General features: G+C 61.7%; 14 protein-coding genes. 5 read left to right on the top strand and 9 right to left on the bottom strand.

Features of this window, described 5'->3' with window-relative positions; genetic code table 11:
• Nucleotide 1: 1 nt before the first annotated feature.
• Together AF337_RS20635 and AF337_RS20640 are read right to left on the bottom strand one after the other, a co-directional pair.
• Nucleotides 2-967: an ABC transporter permease subunit gene (locus AF337_RS20635; RefSeq protein ID WP_193393649.1), complete on the bottom strand. Its 966-nt coding sequence runs from the start codon at nt 965-967 to the stop codon at nt 2-4.
• Between the two features lie 13 nt (nt 968-980).
• Nucleotides 981-2,339, bottom strand: coding sequence for an extracellular solute-binding protein (locus AF337_RS20640; RefSeq protein WP_049733553.1), 1,359 nt, complete (start codon nt 2,337-2,339; stop codon nt 981-983).
• A 151-nt stretch (nt 2,340-2,490) separates the two neighbouring features.
• Between AF337_RS20640 and AF337_RS20645 the strand changes: the two genes are divergently transcribed.
• The gene (locus AF337_RS20645; RefSeq protein WP_049733554.1) at nt 2,491-3,525 is read left to right on the top strand and encodes a sn-glycerol-3-phosphate import ATP-binding protein UgpC; all 1,035 of its coding nucleotides are present in this window, start codon (nt 2,491-2,493) and stop codon (nt 3,523-3,525) included.
• 92 nt (nt 3,526-3,617) lie between these two features.
• Entirely contained in the window at nt 3,618-4,622 is a 1,005-nt protein-coding gene (locus tag AF337_RS20650) for a sugar-binding transcriptional regulator (RefSeq protein ID WP_049733555.1), read from the top strand.
• Here AF337_RS20650 and AF337_RS20655 read toward each other — a convergent pair.
• The 3 genes from AF337_RS20655 to AF337_RS20665 all read right to left on the bottom strand — a co-directional run bounded on the left by AF337_RS20655 (nt 4,617) and on the right by AF337_RS20665 (nt 8,378).
• Nucleotides 4,617-6,299, bottom strand: a complete 1,683-nt coding sequence (locus AF337_RS20655; protein WP_049733556.1) for a hypothetical protein — start codon at nt 6,297-6,299, stop codon at nt 4,617-4,619. The genes AF337_RS20650 and AF337_RS20655 overlap by 6 nt on opposite strands.
• Nucleotides 6,299-7,372, bottom strand: coding sequence for a glycosyltransferase family 2 protein (locus AF337_RS20660; protein ID WP_049733557.1), 1,074 nt, complete (start codon nt 7,370-7,372; stop codon nt 6,299-6,301). Before AF337_RS20660 ends, AF337_RS20655 begins: the two co-directional genes overlap by 1 nt.
• A 97-nt stretch (nt 7,373-7,469) precedes the next feature.
• A complete protein-coding gene (locus AF337_RS20665; RefSeq protein ID WP_049733558.1) occupies nt 7,470-8,378 on the bottom strand; it encodes an AraC family transcriptional regulator in 909 nt (302 codons plus the stop codon).
• A 201-nt stretch (nt 8,379-8,579) separates the two neighbouring features.
• On the opposite strand from AF337_RS20665, the gene AF337_RS20670 reads away from it, so the two are divergent.
• Entirely contained in the window at nt 8,580-9,626 is a 1,047-nt protein-coding gene (locus AF337_RS20670; RefSeq protein WP_049733559.1) for an NAD(P)-dependent alcohol dehydrogenase, read from the top strand.
• Nucleotides 9,627-9,688: 62 nt separating this feature from the next.
• Here the strand turns inward: AF337_RS20670 and AF337_RS20675 are convergent, their stop codons facing one another.
• The 4 genes from AF337_RS20675 to AF337_RS20685 form a co-directional block, all read right to left on the bottom strand.
• Nucleotides 9,689-11,647: an elongation factor G gene (locus AF337_RS20675; RefSeq protein WP_049733560.1), complete on the bottom strand. Its 1,959-nt coding sequence runs from the start codon at nt 11,645-11,647 to the stop codon at nt 9,689-9,691.
• 528 nt (nt 11,648-12,175) lie between these two features.
• Entirely contained in the window at nt 12,176-13,441 is a 1,266-nt protein-coding gene (locus AF337_RS20680; protein ID WP_049733712.1) for an NAD(P)/FAD-dependent oxidoreductase, read from the bottom strand.
• Between the two features lie 251 nt (nt 13,442-13,692).
• Nucleotides 13,693-14,208 (bottom strand): BA14K family protein, encoded by a 516-nt coding sequence (locus AF337_RS40695; RefSeq protein WP_082336840.1) that lies wholly within the window; start codon nt 14,206-14,208, stop codon nt 13,693-13,695.
• A 265-nt stretch (nt 14,209-14,473) separates the two neighbouring features.
• Nucleotides 14,474-14,938 carry an Lrp/AsnC family transcriptional regulator gene (locus AF337_RS20685; protein WP_049733561.1) on the bottom strand — a complete coding sequence of 155 codons (465 nt, stop codon included), beginning with the start codon at nt 14,936-14,938 and terminating at the stop codon, nt 14,474-14,476.
• Nucleotides 14,939-15,094: 156 nt separating this feature from the next.
• Here AF337_RS20685 and AF337_RS20690 point away from each other — a divergent pair, with 156 nt between their 5' ends.
• Nucleotides 15,095-15,814 carry an aspartate/glutamate racemase family protein gene (locus AF337_RS20690; protein WP_049733562.1) on the top strand — a complete coding sequence of 240 codons (720 nt, stop codon included), beginning with the start codon at nt 15,095-15,097 and terminating at the stop codon, nt 15,812-15,814.
• 234 nt (nt 15,815-16,048) lie between these two features.
• Entirely contained in the window at nt 16,049-16,966 is a 918-nt protein-coding gene (locus AF337_RS20695) for a bifunctional helix-turn-helix transcriptional regulator/GNAT family N-acetyltransferase (RefSeq protein WP_049733563.1), read from the top strand.
• Nucleotides 16,967-16,997: the final 31 nt, after the last annotated feature.

The raw sequence follows: 16,997 nt of genomic DNA on the forward strand, positions 1-16,997 counted from the left end.
ACTACACCTGGTAATTGACCTTGCGCTCGAGAGCGCGGAATTGAATGACGGTGAACAGGATGGCGATCAGCATCAGCAGCACGGACTGGGCGGCCGACGAACCGAGGTCCAGTTGTACGAAGCCGTCCTGATAGACCTTGTAGACCAGGCTGTTCGTTGCTCCCGCCGGGCCGCCGCGGGTGACCGCATCGATGATGCCGAAGGTTTCGAACAGTCCGTAGACGAAGTTCATCACCACGAGGAAGAAGATCGTCGGCGAAATCAGCGGCAGCGAGATGGTGAAGAAGCGCCGCACGGGTCTTGCGCCATCGAGCTTTGCCGCCTCCAACAGCGAAGCGGGCACAGCCAGCAATGCAGCGACGAGAAAAATGTAGTCGTAGCAGACATTCTTCCAGACCGAGGCGATCGTCACCAGAAGCTGCGCATCGAACGGCCGCCGGTTCGGATCCCATTCGACGCCCAACCCATGCAGAAACTGCGCGATCGGCCCAACAGCCGGATTGAACAGGAAGGCCCAGATCACCCCTGATATGACCGGCGCGATCGCATAGGGAAGCAGGATGATGCTCTTATAAATTCCCCTGCCCCTGATCACGAAATCGGTGGCGAAGGCAAACAGGCCGGCAAGCAGAAGCGTTGCGGCATTCTGCGCGACGGTAAACCACAGCGTGAACAGCGCACTGGCGCGATATTCCGGACTTGCGAACAGATTGTAGAAATTCTCCAGCCCGACGAAAATTTCGGTGCCGCCGAAGGGATCGACCTGAACGAAGGCCAGCGACAGCGCCTTGTAGGAGGGGATGAAAAAGAAGAACAGCAGTATCAGCAGTTGCGGCGCGACCAGGCCGAAAGCGAGCCAGGGCTTGTTAAAATTAGCCGACTTCAACCCGGGTTCCAAGGGCTGCGCGCTCCTCCGGCCAGTCGAGAGAATATCCGGGATGCGAAGGCGCCTGGCGGCGCCCTCCATCTTTCCCAAAGTCCTACTTTGCTGCATGAAGCTGCTCGTATTGGCGAAGGATCTGGTTTCCGCGGGCCGCCGCCGCATCCAGCGCCTGCTGTGGTGTCTTTTGTCCGGTCCAGACGCCCTGGATCTCTTCCACCAAAAGCGCCATCGACTGGTTGTGATTGCCGAAGCGGAAGCCGCGCGAATTGTCGGTCGGCGTTCCGCGCGTCAGCTGGAGAATGGCGATCTCGCGGGTCGGGTGATCCTTGAAATAGCCCTCAGACTTGGCTTGTTCATAGGCGGCGTTCGTGACCGGCACATAGCCGGTCTGCTTGCTCCACCAGACCTGCGTCTTCGGCGAAGCGAGGAAGTTCAGGAAGGCGGCAGCACCCGCATATTCATCCTCCGACTTGCCTTTCAGGACCCAGAGCGCGCCGCCACCGATGGTGCTGTTCTTCGGCTCGATACCCTCCTCATGCGGTAGGAACGTTGCGCTCCAATTGAATTTTGCGCCGCTCTCGACGGCAGCATGGGCCGCGGTGGAGGCCACATAGGTCGAGCAGGTGCCCGACGTAAACAGCTGGTCGGGCGAGAGGCCCTGACCTGCGATCTGCAGGATGCCGGCATCGAGCCATGTTTTGAGGCGCGTCACCTGAGCGACGACCAGCGGGCTCTTGTTGAAGATGAACTCGGTATCGAGACCGCCGAAGCCGTTCGCCTTGGTTCCGTAAGGCTGATCCTGGATGGCCGCGTAGTTTTCGATCAGGCTCCAATAGAAGTCGTTTGCAAGCGCCATCTGGCACTTCGAAATTCCCTTCTCCTTGATAGCGCTGAGCTGCTTGTCGAGCTCCTGCCAGGTCTCGCCCGGCTTGTCGAAGCCGGCTGCCTTGAAATGATCGGCATTGTACCAGAAGATCGGCGTCGAGCTGTTGAAGGGCATCGCCGCCGGCTTGCCATCGACGAGATAGAAGCCGGCCACCGGGGCGAGGAAATCGTTCCAGTCGATCTTGTAGCCTTCCTTCTCCATGAGCGCCGGCACCGGAATGATGGCGCCGGAATTGTACATGGTCAGGAAACCCCGCTCAGCGGCCTGGATCAGCACCGGCTGTTGGTGGACGCGGTAGGCGGCCACCATCGCCGCCATGGTTTCCTCGTAATTGCCTTTGCCGATGCCGACGACCTCGTATTTGTCCTGTGAGGCGTTGAAGTCGGCAATCAGCTTGTTGGTGATCTCGGCAAGGCGGCCGCCTGCCGCATTCCACCATTCGATCTTGACGCGATCGGCCGCGCCGGCGTCGCCCGCATTGGCCAGGCCGAGCGTCACCAGTGCAACACCCGCCGCGAACGACCGGATCGTCCGCCCCATGCGGGCGCCTATCGAAGACTTTGCCGTCATTTCGTTTTCCTCTCCATTGCCGTTGTTCGCCGACCGGCGCGCCCGGCGCCGGTCAACCCCTCCCAGAGTGGCGATAAAACAAGGTTGGGGCCACTTGTTACAAATGTCAATAGCATGTTACAAATGTATGACGACATTAGAGGAGGATGCCATGGCAGCTATCGAACTGATCGACCTGAAGAAGAATTACGGGGCGGTTCCGGCGGTAAAGGGGATCAATCTCACCGTCGCCGACGGCGAAATGATCGTTCTGGTCGGGCCCTCAGGATGCGGAAAATCGACCTTGCTGCGGATGATCGCGGGCCTCGAAGCCATAAGCTCCGGGCACCTCAGGATAGCAGGCAGCGACGTCGGCCACGTTGATCCGGCCGACCGCAACATCGCCATGGTCTTCCAGAACTATGCGCTCTATCCGCACATGACCGTTCGGCAGAATCTCGAATACGGCCTCAAGAATCGCCGCGTGCCGCGCGACGAGATCGACCGGCGGATCGCCAACGCCGCCGGCATCCTGGAAATCGGCGACTTCCTCGAGCGGCGCCCCCGCCAGCTCTCGGGCGGACAGCGCCAACGCGTTGCCATGGGCCGCGCCATCGTCCGCGATCCCGCCGCTTTTCTGTTCGACGAACCTCTGTCCAACCTCGATGCGAAGCTGCGCGTGCAAATGCGCGTCGAGATCCGCAGGCTGCAGCGGCAGCTCAAGACAACGAGCCTCTATGTCACGCACGACCAGCTCGAGGCTATGACGCTCGCCGACAGGCTGGTCGTCATGAACGGCGGCCGGATCGAGCAGATCGGGACACCGATCGAGGTGTATCGCCGTCCCGAGACCGTCTTCGTTGCCGGCTTCATCGGCTCTCCGCCGATGAACCTGGTCGATCTCGACGAGCTGGGACCCTGTGACCTGGCACTTCCCAGAGACACGGATCTCATCGGTATCAGGCCAAGTGCGATCAACCTCGGTGATGGATCGGCGCATGATCTCCGGTTCGACGCCCATGTCGAATTGATCGAAACCGTCGGTGACGAGAACAACGTCCATCTGCGCATCGATGGCTGCGACAAGCGCATCGTGGCGAGCGTACCCACCGATCGACGTCTGCAGGAAGGCGATCGCACTTCATGTCATATACGAAAGGACGGTCTGCATCTCTTCAACAGGACGACAGGGCGGCGAACCGATTGAGGGAGCGAAGCAGATGACGGCTGACCCTTGCGATTGACAAGCGTCAGGGATTTGAGATCCATGGCCATCGAATTGGAGGCGCAGATTATTGCATGTCACAAAACAGAGGTGCTTCTTTCCAGCCGATGGCGCTCCCCGACGAGCAGATGCAGGTGCGCGTGGTCTGGCTCTATTACATGGAGGGACGCACCCAGGGTGAGATTGCAGAAGCGCTTTCGACCAACCGGCTTCGCGTCAACAAGATCATCGCCGAGGCGCGCCGGTCCGGCCTGGTGACGATCACCCTCAATTCCCGGCTGACATCCTGCGTCGCCCTGGAACAGCAGTTGGCGGCAGAATTCTCGCTCAACCGGGCGATCATCGTACCGACGCCGGAGGATGCGGAACTCATCCCTGTCCTGCTCGGCCAGGCAGCCGCCGATTATCTCGTGCAATTGCTGAACGGCGGCAATATCCGCGGCGTCGGCGTCGGCTGGGGGGCGACGCTCCGCGAAATGGTGCGTCACATGCCGTCACTCCGACGCCCTGATATCTGCGTCAACTCGGTCATGGGAGGGCTGACCCACGGCATCGAAATCAACACTTTTGACATTGCGAGCGATCTTGCCCGCCAGCTCAATGCCGAGTGCTCCTATCTTGCTGCACCGATCTATGCCGGCAGTCCGGAGTCGCGGATGGCGATTATCAGACAGGATGTTTTCGAGACGGCCTTTCGGCAGATCGAGGCCAATGACGTCATCGTGCTCAGCATCGGCGACATGACCGAACGCTCGCTGCTGATGCGCTACGGCCTGCCGAGCAACATCAATATCGAGGAACTGGTCGCGGCTGGCGCCTGTGGTGACGTGCTCGGCCAGTTCATCGACAATACCGGGCATCCGATCAAGCACGCGATCAACAGGTGCGCGATCGCTCCCGAACTCGAAGCCCTGCGCGCTATTCCGAACGTCATCTTCGCGTCAGGGGGCCTGAACAAGGCGCAGGCTATTGCTGCCGTGTTGCTGTCGGGTCTGGGCAATGTGCTGATCTGCGACGAAGACACGGCCCGGCAAGCGCGACAGCTTGCGCTGGATCTCAAAATAGGCAGCGGTTTATAGAGCGGCCGCGCAACCGGCAGGCACCGAAGGAGGCTCCGTCGGCACCGCCTTTTCGATCGCATAGAGCTTAGCGAAGCCGGCATCCTCGATCAGCATCAGTCCTGCCGGCATCGAGGTACCAACATAACGGTCGGACGTATCCGCATTGACGACGAGGATGAAATCGAAACGTCCGCGCCAGTCCGACAGATAGGGCGTGAAATTTTCATAGACCTGCATCATTGCCGGGCACAAAAGCACGCCGATCGACAACAGATTGCCTTCGGGAACCGCGATCTCAGACCATGGTGTCAGAACCGATAGCGGCTGCTTGCCTTTCGCGGTGAAGAGCGTCGGCACGAACGCATGCGCGAAAGGCGTGGCAAGCGTCGGCAGGTGCCAGAAGGTCTCCTCTCTGAAGAAAAAATACCGGTTGGAGTGGGCAAAGCCGCTCACCATCTTGGGGTCATGCCCCAGAGGCAGAACGGCCGCGCCGACCGGCACCTTTTTGAGTACGGTCTCGACGGCGGCGACGTCCTTTTGTCCCAGCCACCAATTCCAGCCGATCCAGCCGGTCCGGCCGAAAACCGCGAGATTAACGACGAGCGCCAGCAACAGCGCCTGTCGGCGTGGCAGATTGGCGAAAGGACACACCATCGCCATGGCGACGAGTGCCGTCATGATCGGAAAGCGCCAACTGATCCATCCGGTGCCGAGCATGTGGCGAGGTGAAACACAGGAGAGCAGCAGCAGGCCGCCGGCGGCCACGGCAAGACCGGCATGGATGCGGATATCGCCCGCGCGTACGGCACGCGTGCAGATGAGGATCAGCGGCAGAACCAGCACCACGTCTACCACCGGGATATACGAGGTGATGGCGGAGAGCAAATTCATGACAATCAGGAGGACGCCGTCGTTCCAGGCAAGGGCAAGGCCGTTGCCACCGGCATTCGGTAAAGCTGGCGCACGGAGATAGAGTGCGAACGGCGGCAGGACACAGGCGCCCAGCGCCAGCGTCAAACGGCCGGCGAGCCTCAGCAGCCCTACCCTCGATCGCAAGATGTCGAAACGCCAGGAAAATTCCAGGCCGCAAACGATCGCCATATAGAAGCCGAGCGAGAAGATATGCATCACCGTCAGCATCAGCGCGGCGGCAAGCCGCCAGGCAAAAAGCAGAGCGAGATTTCCGCGCTGCAGCCGCAGGTCGACGCAGCCGAAGACCAAGGCCATGCCGAGGCCAATCTGGAAATTGATGAAGCCGCCGATCATGGTGGCGCACCACCCAAGCGACAGCATGGCGATCTGCCAATAGTGGCGGCCGCCGAAAAGCGCCCGGTGCAGGCTGATCGCGCCAAGCGACGGCAGCACGATCGCCAGGAAAAGCAACGTCCGTGCCAGCCTATCGGCGCCGACAATAGGTCCCAGCCAGATGGCGAGAAGATCGATGCCGACGTTGGTGAAGGTGCGGCTCCAATCGATCGCGTAGATCTCCGGAAACGGCTGCTCGCTGATCCCGCCGGAAAGGAGCCAGATGCGGGCATAATGATTGGCATAGTCGAGCACCGGCGGGAAGGGAAAGAGCACGACAAGGATCGCAACAAACCCGACGAAAACGAGGATCGCAACGGTAGAATCCTGTCGGGTTATCAATTCCCCAGGCTCGGCCGTGGCAAGACGAGACTCCGCAATCCGGTCCATCAGCCGATCCGACTGTTCTTTTGCAAGCTGCTCTTCTGCTGCGCAGGCGGCTCACCGGCTACGAAGGCCGCATCCAGCGCGGCGCGCTTGTCGCCGGCGCTCATTTCCGAAAAAGCCGTCGGCAGCTCGGCATGTTCGCCTCCGCGCAGGATGGTCTCGATCATAAACATCGGCCGCCTCTTGCTCTCCTGCACGAGGCGGCCGAGATATTCGCCGATGATGCCGATGCAGATCAGCTGGATGGCGCTGAAGGCGCTGACGGCGGCCATGATCGACGACCAGCCGGTGACCGTTTCATCTTGCAGCCAGCGCACGAAAGTATAGACGAGCAGCGCCATCGCGACGCCGGCGCTGATCATGCCAAGCCATGTGGCGATGCGCAGTGGCGTCGTCGAAAAGCTGGTGATCGCATCGAGCGCGAAATTGATCATCTTGCGCAGCGGATATTTCGTCGTGCCGGCAAAGCGGGCGTCACGCTCATAGGGCAAAGCGACCTGCCTGCCGCCGATCCAGCTGACCATGCCGCGGATGAACCGATCGCGCTCCGGCATCGCCAGCAGGATATCGACGACGCGCCGGCGCATCAGCCGGAAATCGCCGGTATCGCGCGGGATCGTCACGGAAGCGAGCCTGGAGAGCGCACGATAGAAAAGCGAAGCGGTGGCGAGCTTGAACCAGGTTTCGCCTTCGCGCCGCGTGCGCTGGCCGTAGACGACGTCGGCGCCGCGCTCCATGATCGGCATCATCATCAAAAGCAGCTCGGGCGGATCCTGAAGATCGGCGTCGATCAAAAGAACACGCTCGCCGCGCGAGGCGGAAAGACCGGCCGTTGACGCCAGCTGGTGGCCGTGATTGCGCAACAGACGCACGCCGAGGACCTGCGACACTTTTTCGGCCAGTTCCGAAATGATCTCCCAGGTGCCGTCGGACGAGCCGTCGTCGACGAGAATGAGTTCGAAGGCGTCGCCTGCGATGCTCTGCGCGGCACCGCTAGCGCGGCGGCAAAATTCGCGCAGGCCTTCTTCCTCGTTATGACAAGGCGCGACGATGGAAAGAAACGGTGCTTGCGTCATGCGGACGGCGGTGCCTGCTTGATTGATGGCGCCAGCCTAGCCGGGAAACGTCAAACATCCTTTAATGGCTGGATGGCAGCCCCTGAGCGCCCCCGAGCTATTCCGCCGCGATGATCTCGCGCACGCCGTCGACATCGCGAGCCGGCGAAGCGCCGTAGAGGCGGCTGTATTCGCGGCTGAACTGCGACGGGCTCTGATAGCCGACGCGATGACCGGCCGTGCCGGCATCGAGACGCTCGACGAACATCAGCCGGCGCGCTTCATGCAGGCGGAGCTGCTTCTGATACTGCACCGGCGTCAGCGCCGTGACCGATTTGAAGTGGTGATGGAAGGACGAGACGCTCATGTTGACGCGGTCGGCAAGATCTTCGATCCGCAGCGGCCGGGCGAAATTCTCCTTCAGCCAGGCGACGGCGCGCGCGATCCTGTTGCTGTGGCTGTCCGACGTGGCGATGTTGATCAGACGGGCGCCATGCGGCCCGGTCAGCACCCGGTAGAGAATTTCCTGCTCGATCAGCGGCGCCATGGCAGGAATATCGCCTGGACGATCGAGCAAACGCAGCAGCCGGACGGCAGCATCCATAAGCTCCGGCGGCGCGACGTTCACCACCAGGCCGCGCTGCCCGTCGGTATGAGCAGCCGGGCGGGGAATATCGATGCGGCTGAGCAGTTCCAATAGCTTTTCGGAATCGATCGCCAGCCCCAGGCAGAGATGCGGGACCTCGGGGCTTGCCTCCGTGACGCGCCAGGCGACCGGCAGGTCGAGCGAGGTGAGCAGATAGTCCCCCGTCCCGTAGCTGATAAGCTCAGTGCCGAGTTGCAGGCTCTTGGCCCCCTGCAGCACGAAGCCAAAACAGGGCCGGTAGCTACTGTACGAGGGATCGCTGGGCCTGGACCGGCGGCTGACGTGAAGATTGCCGATTGTAGTCGAGAACTCGCCGTCGCCAGGCGCGAAGCGCATCGCGATGTCGACGATTTCCTGGTAGGGGCTGAAAGGCAAAGTCATGCGGCAACTCTTTCTGTCAGCTGTCTGATGCCGACGCTACCGCCCTTATCTAGAGTGCCTTTGCGATTTCGCAAACAGGTGGGCGCCGCACTTTTGCAGGATCGTGCAAGAAGCTGAGAGGATCGCTCTAACGCCTTTGCCAACATCCGGGCAATAGTCCGCCATCACGCTCAACCCCTCCCAACCCAAAGGAAGCTTCAGATGGCTATCGCAAAAGGCTATGCCGCAACCGACGCGTCGCAACCGCTGACCCCCTTCACCTTCGAGCGCCGCGAACCCAACGATGACGACGTCGTCATCGCAGTTCAATATTGCGGCGTCTGCCACTCCGACATTCACCAGGCCCGCAACGAGTGGGGCAATTCCATATTCCCGATGGTACCTGGCCACGAGGTCGCCGGCGTCGTTTCCGCCGTCGGCTCCAAGGTCACGCAATTTAAGGTCGGCGACCGCGTCGGCGTCGGCTGCTTCGTCGATTCCTGCGTCGGCTGCGCCGCGCGTGATCTGGACTACGAGCACTTCCTGCCGGGCCTCGTCCCGACCTATAATGGCTACGAAGCCGATGGCACGACCCCGACCTTCGGCGGCTATTCCGACTCGATCGTCGTCAAGGAAGGTTATGTGCTGCGCTTCCCCGACAATATTCCGCTCGATTCCGGTGCCCCGCTGCTTTGCGCCGGTATCACGCTCTATTCGCCGCTCGCGCATTGGAAAGCCGGTCCCGGCAAGAAGATCGCGATCGTCGGCATGGGCGGTCTCGGCCATATGGGCTTGAAGATCGGTGCTGCCATGGGTGCCGACATCACCGTCCTCTCCCAGTCGCTGTCGAAGAAGGAAGACGGCCTCAAGCTCGGCGCCAAGGACTATTATGCAACGAGCGACGCCGAGACCTTCACCAAGCTCGCCGGCAGCTTCGACCTCATCATCAACACGGTCGGCACGGCGATCGACTGGAACGCCTATCTCAACCTGTTGAAGTCTGACGGCACAATGGTTCTGGTCGGCGTTCCCGAGCACCCGGTTCCGGTCCACGCCTTCTCGGTCATCGGCGGGCGCAAGAGCCTTGCGGGCTCGATGATCGGCTCGATCAAGGAAACCCAGGAAATGCTCGACTTCTGCGGCAAGCACAACATCGTCTCCGAGATCGAGAAGATCAAGATCCAGGACATCAACGAGGCTTATGAACGCGTCCTGAAGAGCGACGTCCGCTACCGCTTCGTCATCGATATCGCCTCACTGGCTGCTTGAGGAATGAGAGGCGGCTCCTTCGGGGGCCGCCACTCTCTACTTACGCGGACTTCTTGATCGCCTCACGACACGCCCGCCGCACTCCCCCGCAGCCGCAACAGATATTCGACCGGGTTGAATGGATCAGGCCCGGAGCGCCGGCGCAGGCGCGGTGGCCCGGCCACAGGGGCATAGTGATCGAAAGCGGTTTCCATCGTCCCTGCCCCGCTCGTCAGGCCCGGCAATTGCTGCTGGACGCTTTGAACCATCTGAGACGCCAAAGTGCCTTCGAGCCGCGCCACGCCATCGGCGATCACGGAACCCGACGTCGCCGCAGCGGATTTCGCCAACAGAGTCACCACGCTGCTCAGGCTCTCGGCAGGCGCTTCCAAGTGAAAGCGGTCGAAAGGTTCGCAGAGGACAGTTTGCGCGGCCGAGAGCGCCGATGCCAGCACCCAGGAGGTCAGTTGCCGGAAATCGGCGGCGGTGCTGGCCGGCGAGCTATGACGCGCCGCCGTCATAGCCACATGGCAATCGATGACCTGCCAGCCGAAAATGCCCTGCTTCAGCGTTTCGAACACGGTCGCCTCGACCGCCCGGTAGAAGGCGACCGGCATCTGGCCGACATCCACCTCGAGCGCAAAGCTGTTGCCCGTCCCGGCAGGACGCGGTTCGACCCGCAGGCCGACGGTGGCGAGAAACGGATTGGGCTCCTTGAAGAGGATCTGCAGGCCGGTTCCGGTTGCCGCCGGCCTCTCGGCCAGAATGACCGTGCTTTCCTCGAAGCTCGCCTCGAGGCCGAAATCCGTCAGCAGCGTCGCTTGGATCACCTCCTTCTGCACCTCGCCGTAGAGCGATACGAAGACCTCGTCGGTCTCTTCGTTCCGGTGCAGGTTGATCAGCGGATCCTGTTCGGCCATCCGGCTCAACGCCAGCCACAGCGCCGCCCTGTCCGAAGGCCGCCGCGCAAGGACGCGGGTTTCTAGCGTCGGCGGCGCGAAGTGAACCCTTCCGGTCGCACCCGGATCGCCACCCACCGCATCGCCGATCCGGGCCCCGGAAAGTCCGCTGAGGCGCGCGATCTGTCCGGCGCCAAAGCTCTCGGCGGCATGACTGCGCCCGCGCCCGAAGAGCTGGATTGCGGTTACTCTTTCCGGGCCTTTCGGCAGATCGAGATATTGCCGCAGCCGCACCGTGCCGGATGTCAGATACACATAACACTGCTTCTCGCCACCCCAGCCGCGCTCGATCTTGAAGATCTTGCCGGCGACCGGCCCATCCGGATCGGGATGTTGCTCGGGCAAGATCGCCGCAATGGCCGAGGCCAGCGCGGGCACGCCGGCGCCGGTCATGGCCGCGCCGGCGAAGACGGGATGCACCAGGCTGCGCGCCGCCTGATCGGCCAGAGCGCGGCTGAGCCTTTCCCGCGTCAGGCGTTCCGGGGCGAGCACATAGTCGTCGAGCAGCGCTTCGTCGTTTTCCCCGAGCGCCTCGCAGAGCGCCGAAAAGAGCGGCTCGCGTCCCGGGTCCAGGGCCTCCACCCGGGCAAGCTTGCTGCCGGCATCGATGACCGAAGACATGGCGATCGGCCGGACGGCAAGCTGCGCGGCAAGCGCCTCCATCACCTCCCCATACCGGGCGCCGAGGCGATCGACCTTGTTGACGAAGAAGACGAATGGAACGCCGAGCCGCCGCAGCGCCCGCACCAGCACACGCGTCTGCGCCTGCACGCCCTCGACCGCCGAGACGACGACGACCGCCGCGTCCAGCAACCCGAGCACCCGCTCCACTTCGGCGATGAAGTCGGGGTGGCCGGGCGTGTCGATCAGATTGACGGTCCTGCCGCCGATCGTAAACGACACCACCGCGGCCCTGATCGTGATGCCGCGCTGCCGTTCGAGTTCGAGCGTATCCGTCTGTGTATTGCCGGTATCGACGCTGCCCAGCTTGTCGATGACTCCGGCGTCAAAAAGCAGTCTTTCGGTAAGGCTAGTCTTGCCTGCATCCACATGGGCGAGGATGCCCAGATTCAAAGTGCGCATAAACCACCAACTTCTCAGAAATTCGGATGTGATTTTCGTGAGAAGTGACTCGGCGCATTGGAACCTCTATCCGTTGATACGGCTGGATGCGGCATTCCCGGGTGGTGGGGAGACGCGGGCGGGATGCTAAGGCGGTGTGGGGAGATGTGTCAAGGTTGGGAGTAATGCCTTCACGGCGCAAACGCGCCGTGGCCGGCTTCCTGTACCGGCGTGCCGTGGCCGCCCCCCTCTGCCCTGCCGGGCATCTCCCCCACAGGTGGGGAGATTACAAGCGGCTCAACCCGTCCGGCCCGTCTATCGTTTCACTTCGCTGAACGCTGATTGTTTGGGGAAGCCTTTACGCCCAGCCAACCTCCCCACCTGTGGGGGAGATGGCCGGCAGGCCAGAGGGGGCTACCACGGCATGCCCTCTCTTGCTGTCCTCCGGCTTCCCTCTGTCGTCGTGGCGCTCCCGTGTAGAACACGGCCCATAGTGCGTCCCTCCATGCCAAGGAAAATAATGCACCATCAAATGCCGGGACTAAACACCTACCCCTCCTCCCGCATCGTCTCCCGCTGCGTGATCAGCCGGGCGCTGTGCTGGCCGCTCAGATAGATCCACAGCCAGCTCCAGGCGACCGAGAAGCGGGAGCGGGTGCCGATCAGGAAGTAGATATGGGCAAGGCCCCAGATCCACCAGGCGATCCAGCCCTTGAGCTTGATCCGGCCGAAATCGATGATCGCCGCACTCTGGCCGATCGTCGCCAGGCTGCCCTGATGCCGGTAGCGGAAGGGTGCCGGTGCGGGCTTGCCGGACAGGCGGGCGCGAATGACCTTGGCGACGTAGCCACCCTGCTGCTTGGCCGCCGGTGCAATGCCTGGCACTGGCTTGCCGTCCTCGCGCATGACCGAGGCCGTGTCGCCGATGACGAAAACGTCGGGCAGCCCCGGCGCGCTCAGATCCTTTTCGACGACGACGCGCCCGGCCCGGTCGGCCGGCACGTCAAGCCAGCGCGCCGCCGGCGAAGCGGTGACGCCGGCCGCCCAGACGATCGTCCGGCTGGCGACAAAGGTCTCGCCGATATTCACGCCGTCGGCATTGCAGTCGGTTACCGGCCTGCCGAGATGGATCTCGACCCCGAGTTTCTCCAGCGCCGTCTGAGCATAGGCCGAAAGCTCCTCGGCGAAGGTCGGCAGCACCCGCGAACCGGCCTCGACCAGCACGACGCGGGTCTTGCGCGTATCGATGTTGCGGAATTCCTTGGGCAGGGTGAAATGCGCGAGCTCGGCAATGATGCCGGCAAGCTCGACGCCGGTCGGGCCGGCACCGACGATGGTGAAGGTCAGCAGCGCCTCGCGCACGGCGGGATCGCTCTCCATCTCGGCCTTTTCGAAGGCGAGCAGCACGCGCCGGCGGATCGTCGTCGCATCCTCCAGCGTCTTCAGGCCGGGCGCCACCGGCTCCCATTCGTCATGGCCGAAATACGCATGCGTCGCCCCGGTCGCCAGCACCAGCGTATCGTAAACCAGAGTCATGCCGTTGCGGAGAGATACCGTCTTCGCGCCGCTGTCGACACCGGTGACCTCGCCGAGCAGCACCGTCACATCGGGCCGGTCGGCATAGAGGCGGCGGATCGGCCAGGCGATCTCCGAGGTGGAGAGGATGGTGGTCGCCACCTGATAGAGTAGCGGCTGGAAGAGATGATGATTGCGCCGGTCGACGAGCGTGACCTTCACACCCGCCCCCTTCAACCCGTTGACGAGCTGCAGCCCGCCGAAACCTCCACCGACAACGACGACATGATGATCGCTCACGCACTGCCCCTTTTGCGCCATTTCGCTCGAAACCAATGTGGCTTTTGCCGCGAATGTTGCAACCGCCGTTTCGGCATGCCTGCCCTGCGCCACCGACGGCAGTCGGGGCACTCAGGATTATTGGCTTTCAGGTAATCGAGTCCGGCGAAGCTTATGGAGCGGAGATCAGAAAGAGTTATAGCTGCCCAGGCCGAGCCTCGGTTGAGGTGCAGCCTGGAACCAGTTCACAGCGCAGATGCATAACCCGCCGATCAATAGGAACCGACGCACTGGCGACGGGGCCCGTGATAGGGCTGGAAGGTATTGTCATAAGCCCTGTACGAACGATAGCGCGCATAGCACCAAGCCTCGTGGCTCCCGCCGCCTCCATAATAGGCTGACGATGCATAGGCGCGATAGGGCCGGCCGTAATAGCGGTAGGGCGCACCGTAATAGCCATAGGGCCGACCGTAGTAACCGTAGGGCCGACCGTAATAGCCGTATGGCGAGCCGTAATACGAGCCGTAATAGGGCTGGGCCAATGCGCCTCCTATGATCGTACCAACGGCCAGACCACCTAAGGCCCAGCCCCAGCCCGATCCATGACCATGATGATAGCCGCCGTGATGGCCGCCACCCCAGTGGCCGCCTCGGCCACGCCATTGCACCTGCTCTATCTGCTGCTGAGGTTCGATCCTGGGTGGATTGATAGCCGGAAATGCCTGAGCCGGCGTGACGCCGGGGATCCCTATGATCAAGCATAACGCAGCGACGGTTAGCTTTCTCATGACTGTCCTCCTCTACTCCTCCAAGAGGAGAGAATATCCTCCCCTCCTCCTGAACCAAAGGTGAACGTAGTATGTCGAAAAACGTTCCATATAGCGACGCATTAATCGCTATCGATGTCGCGGAGAACTATCGGTTTCGCCTCTGGAGCATGATGCCGAAAAATGTGAGCGGTTTTCTGATGGCGCCATGCCCTAACTATTTGATGTAGAACAGGATTCATATTTAGGCCGATCTGGCCTGAAATCATCCCGTTCTGGGCAACGATCACCGGGCATAGCCCACGGGTATCGCCATCCCATGTTTCAATTCTTCCATCGAGATCGACGCCGAAACGTCGAAGAGTTCCAGCTTGCGCACGATCTGCTTATAGATGACGTCGTAATGCTCGACGCGCGGCAGCACGATCTTCAGGATGTAATCGTGATTGCCGGTCAGCCGGTGTGCCTCGACGATCTCCGGGATGTCGCCGATGATCCTGCGGAAGGTTTCCGTCCATTCGTCGGAATGATGCGCTGTCTTGACGAGCGCAAAGACCGTCGTCGGCACGCCCATCCGCTCGCGGTCGAGCACGATGATGCGCCGAAGGATATGGCCGCTTTCCTCCAGCCGCTGGATGCGCCGCGAACAGGCCGAGACCGACAGCGCCACGCGCTCGGCCAGATCGGTCACGGATATGCCTGCATCCCTCTGCAGCATGTCGAGTATGCGTCTGTCGCGGTCATCCAGCATGTGTATAAATCGAACCTTACGCGCCAATTTTGCGCAATTTGCCGAAATTGCGCAAAATCATAGCATGCATCCTCCACGAAGGACAAACAACGCAAACACCCCGCGCCGTCATTGCGGCATCATTTTCGAAAGTTCAATGCATAGGAGCATGAAGAGATGGAAACGATCGGCCTGATCGGCGGCATGAGTTTCGAAAGTTCGGCGGTTTATTACCGCCTGATCAACGAGATGGTGCGCGCCCGCAAAGGCGGCCTTGCCTCGGCCGAACTCATCCTGCATTCGGTCAATTTCGAGGAGATCGTCGCTCTTCAGAAGGCCGGCGACTGGGCTGGAGCGGCCCGCCGCCTCGGCGAGGTGGCGGAACGCCTGGAGGCGGCAGGCGCCGGCTGCGTTCTGATCTGCACCAACACCATGCACCTGATAGCTGACGAGGTTGCGGCCAAGGTATCCGTGCCGCTGATCCATATTATCGACGAGACGGCGAAATCGCTGCATGCCGCCGGCCGCAAGCGCCCGCTCTTGCTCGCCACCCGCTACACGATGGAGCACGGCTTCTACGCAGACCGCATGAAGAGCCACGGCCTCGATATCATGGTGCCCGACGCCGCCGACCGCACCACCGTGCACGACATCATCTTCAACGAACTCTGCGCCGGCAGGGTGCACGACAGTTCGCGCGAAAAGCTGATCGACATCATCGACCGCGCCATGGATAACGGCGCCGACAGCATCATCCTTGGCTGCACCGAAATCTGCCTGATCCTCGATCCTAACCGCCTGCCATTGCCGGGCTTCGACACGACCACGATCCATGCCCGGGCGGCCGTCGAGTTCGCACTTGGCGCGGAGGACGCGGAAACGGAAGCGGCAGCGTGAGTGCGCAGTTAATTTAGTTGACCCAGTCAACCAAATGCATGACAAAGGTTTCCATCAGGAGATTTTAGTCAGCTGTGCGGACAGTCGCCAACCTCTCTTCCGTCATGCTCGGGCTTGTCCCGAGCATCTGCCTCCGTTCGATAGGACAGCAGATCCTCGGCACAAGGCCGAGGATGACGCCGAGCGAGGAGCGAGCCTTATCAGGTCTGGCCAGATCTCCATCTGGAGATCACCATGCGCGATATCGCCCTCATCGAAACCGCCCGCGATTTCAACCGCTTCTACACGAATTTCCTCGGCCTGCTGAACAAGGCCTATCTCGACTCGCCTTTCACGCTGACGGATGCCCGCATTCTCTTCGAGATCGGCTCGCATGACGGTATCAGCGCCGCAGCCCTTGTCCGCGACCTGCATCTCGACCCAGCCTATCTCAGCCGCATCCTCAAGCGCTTTCGCGCGGAAGGGTTGATCGAGACCAGCCCTGATCCGGCCGATCTGCGCAGCCAGATCATCAATGTCACCGATCGGGGACGCGAGCAGTTCGAAGAACTCGGCCGGCGCGCCAATGCCCAGATCGCCGCCCGTTTCGACAATCTGGCGGTCGGCGAGCCGCAAGCCGTCGTTTCGGCCATGGACACGATCCGCGCCCTGCTCGACCCGGCGGCGAAGCCCGCCCCCGCCGTCATCCGCGCCCATCGCGCCGGCGATATCGGCTGGATCGTGCAGAGCCAGGGCCGCTTCTATGCCGAGGAATATGGCTGGGACCTGCGTTTCGAGGCGTTGGTCGCCGAAGTCGCCGGCAAATTCCTGGCCAATTTCGATCCCGAAAAGGAATACTGCTGGATCGCCGAACGCGGCGGCGTCAATGTCGGCTCTGTCCTCATCACCAATGGCGGCGACGGCATCGCCAAACTGCGGCTGCTCTATGTCGACAAATCAGCCCGCGGGCTCGGGCTCGGCAAGTTGCTGGTCGACGAATGCATTCGCTTCTGCAGGCAAAAAGGCTACAGCGAACTCCAGCTCTGGACCAATGACATGCTGGAGACCGCCCGCGCCATCTACGTCATATCAGGCTTCCGCCTTGTCTCCGAGGAGAGACATAGAATGTTCGGTCCGGAGGCCAACGGCCAAAACTGGGCCCTCACCCTCTGACTTGCTGCGTCGCAAAATTTCGCTTGATTTG

Source organism: Rhizobium ecuadorense, from assembly GCF_001187535.1.
In the GTDB taxonomy this organism is placed as follows: Bacteria; Pseudomonadota; Alphaproteobacteria; order Rhizobiales; family Rhizobiaceae; genus Rhizobium; species Rhizobium ecuadorense.

Bases quoted from the DNA above. Each gene is read 5' to 3' on its own strand.
- AF337_RS20650 (WP_049733555.1), top strand. From the start codon at position 3,618: ATGTCACAAAACAGAGGTGCTTCTTTCCAGCCGATGGCGCTCCCCGAC.
- AF337_RS20645 (WP_049733554.1), top strand. From the start codon at position 2,491: ATGGCAGCTATCGAACTGATCGACCTGAAGAAGAATTACGGGGCGGTT.
- AF337_RS20655 (WP_049733556.1), bottom strand. From the start codon at position 6,299: ATGGACCGGATTGCGGAGTCTCGTCTTGCCACGGCCGAGCCTGGGGAA.
- AF337_RS20690 (WP_049733562.1), top strand. From the start codon at position 15,095: ATGGAAACGATCGGCCTGATCGGCGGCATGAGTTTCGAAAGTTCGGCG.
- AF337_RS20660 (WP_049733557.1), bottom strand. From the start codon at position 7,372: ATGACGCAAGCACCGTTTCTTTCCATCGTCGCGCCTTGTCATAACGAG.
- AF337_RS20695 (WP_049733563.1), top strand. From the start codon at position 16,049: ATGCGCGATATCGCCCTCATCGAAACCGCCCGCGATTTCAACCGCTTC.
- AF337_RS20670 (WP_049733559.1), top strand. From the start codon at position 8,580: ATGGCTATCGCAAAAGGCTATGCCGCAACCGACGCGTCGCAACCGCTG.
- AF337_RS20665 (WP_049733558.1), bottom strand. From the start codon at position 8,378: ATGACTTTGCCTTTCAGCCCCTACCAGGAAATCGTCGACATCGCGATG.
- AF337_RS20640 (WP_049733553.1), bottom strand. From the start codon at position 2,339: ATGACGGCAAAGTCTTCGATAGGCGCCCGCATGGGGCGGACGATCCGG.
- AF337_RS20675 (WP_049733560.1), bottom strand. From the start codon at position 11,647: ATGCGCACTTTGAATCTGGGCATCCTCGCCCATGTGGATGCAGGCAAG.
- AF337_RS40695 (WP_082336840.1), bottom strand. From the start codon at position 14,208: ATGAGAAAGCTAACCGTCGCTGCGTTATGCTTGATCATAGGGATCCCC.
- AF337_RS20685 (WP_049733561.1), bottom strand. From the start codon at position 14,938: ATGCTGGATGACCGCGACAGACGCATACTCGACATGCTGCAGAGGGAT.
- AF337_RS20635 (WP_193393649.1), bottom strand. From the start codon at position 967: ATGGAGGGCGCCGCCAGGCGCCTTCGCATCCCGGATATTCTCTCGACT.